Source organism: Mesorhizobium sp. M7A.F.Ca.US.014.04.1.1, assembly GCF_003998745.1.
In the GTDB taxonomy this organism is placed as follows: Bacteria; Pseudomonadota; Alphaproteobacteria; order Rhizobiales; family Rhizobiaceae; genus Mesorhizobium; species Mesorhizobium ciceri.
The window spans coordinates 1-2,097 of record NZ_RZRW01000788.1; the positions used below are offsets into that span (position 1 = coordinate 1).

The window sequence follows — 2,097 nt, forward strand, 5'->3', positions numbered from 1 at the left end:
GGATGAAGGGGCCGACCATCAGGCGGTTCGAGGAGGGCAATACGCGCCGTACCTTCAAACCGTCGGCAAAATCACGCATAGCAGGCTGCCTGAGTGGATCGATGCCGACGATGTCGCTTTGGCGGATGGTCATGAATCTCTGTCCTTTCGAATGCCTGGTCGACCACGTGCTCGAACGTGCTCCGATGGGGCGGTGTGGAAGACAGCCTGAATGGCTTTCAGGAGCGCGAATTTGGAGCTCTCGTGCTGCTGGCCGCCGGGGATGCCGGTTTCGCCGTAAGCCGAAGTCCCCCTCGACAGGGTTGCCGCAAGATCTTCGGCCATCTCGGGCCTGTCGAGCAGCAGCGGCGCGAAGCTCTCCTGGTCTATCTCGTAGACCTCGACGTGGGTCATTGCCCGCAATGTCGACGTCTCGCCAATACCGGCGAGCGGGCCGGTCTCGCCGAAGAAGTCGCCAGGCGCAAGCCGACCAACCTCCTGCATGCTAGCATTGCCTTGGCCATGTTGCCGAACGATCACGCCCTTCCGAACAATCATGAGGGATGGCAGCATCTCTCCTTGTTCTGCAATGACGTCGCCCTTGCGGTAGCTGCGAACCGAGATCGCCGCGGCAAGCGCCTCCTGCTCGGCATCCGTTAGGGCCGAGAAGATCGGTATGGCCTTGATCAAGTCGATCGCGGCGACGCCTTGGTAGGTCGCCGTCCCGTCGATTGGCGGGGGGGGCACCCCAACCGACCTTGAGTGGCGATAGACGAGATCGAAAATTTCGTTCCGAGCTGCAATCCGCTGATCAAGGCTGGCGACGCGAAATGACAGCTCGATCTCGATTGCCGCCGCATCCAGGCTTGTGATGGCTACCACGGGCGAGGGGTCCTGGAGGATCGAGGTGCAGCTCAGCAGGACCATGCGCATCGTGTCTACGATGATAGCCGGCGTCTTCGTCAGAGACATCTTTACCGTCACGGCAAGTCCATGGCTCTCGTCTGGGCCGCTAAGGTTTGTTACCCCGATTTTGGCGACAAGGCTGTTCGGAAGTGCGATGACGTTGTGGGCCGGGGTGAGGAGTTGGGTCGAGCGCCAATTGGTCTCGACGACGCGGCCCTCGGTTCCGTCGTTCAGAATGATCCAGTTTCCAAGCACATAAGGGCGGCCGAGGTTAAGCGCGATTCCCGAAAATACATCACCAAGCGTATTCTGGAGCGCCAGACCCAGCATGACGGCAAAGACGCCCGACGTGGCGATGAGCGTTCCGACCGGCACGGCAAAGACGAATGCGAGGATCGAAAGGAGCATTCCCGTGTAAACGACGCCGACCACGACATCCTGCAGGAGGCGTGCCTCGTGCGGCTTTCGCTCGAACACGACATAGATGCGGACAAACCCGATTAGCGCCCAAGCAAGATGTACCCACCACAGCAGCTTGACCAATCCGATGAGGATCGCTCCGCTGGTTGTCTCATCGCCTCGTGCGGGCTCGTACGGGACGACCCGCAGTTCAAGAACCATGATCGACATTGCAAGGAAAAAGACCAGTTGGACGATCAGCCTCGCATTGGCGAAGCGTGCCGGAACGAGGTTCCAAACGACAATTCCGGCGAGGCCGAGCGACACGATGTAGATTAGCGGTGAGTTCCACAAATTCATCGCCGGACCCAGATCGACCATGATCGCAATCCCTGTTTTTCAGCTAGCAGCGTGGTTCCTAGCGCGCGACATGAAGTTGTCTCGTCACCTAGACGCAACGGCTCGACCCAAAACGTGTTGCTATCGGCGACTTTCGAGGCCGGCTGGCGAGACACGATCATCGCCTCTTCTCATCAACGTCTGGTCTCCGGCCGCCGCGCTCGCGCCTTTGCCGCCGACCCCCTTGTTCTTCTCGAGCACCGCTTCGGTGATCGAGTTGGGCAGCCGCCGTGGCTTCTCGATCAAGCCCAGCACCGGCAGTGCGATCAGGAAGAAGGCGAAGTAGTAAAGCGTCGCCAACTGAGACATGACGACGTAGTTCCCTTCGGCCGGCCGCGAACCAAGCCAGCCGAGAAACAGGCCGTTGGTGACGAAGAGCCAAAAGAACACTCTGTACCAGGGCCTGTAAACGGC

Annotated in this window: 1 protein-coding gene and 1 pseudogene; both read right to left on the reverse strand. The window is 59.8% G+C overall.

The annotated features are described in order from the left end of the window. Positions 1-129: 129 nt before the first annotated feature. Positions 130-1,665, reverse strand: a complete 1,536-nt coding sequence (locus EOA22_RS31475) for a mechanosensitive ion channel family protein (protein WP_127390501.1) — start codon at positions 1,663-1,665, stop codon at positions 130-132. Between the two features lie 99 nt (positions 1,666-1,764). After that, positions 1,765-2,097 (reverse strand): annotated as a pseudogene (locus EOA22_RS31480) (cytochrome b); the annotation flags it as partial.

Coding starts and splice junctions, on each gene's coding strand:
- EOA22_RS31475 (WP_127390501.1), bottom strand. CDS start 1,665: ATGGTCGATCTGGGTCCGGCGATGAATTTGTGGAACTCACCGCTAATC.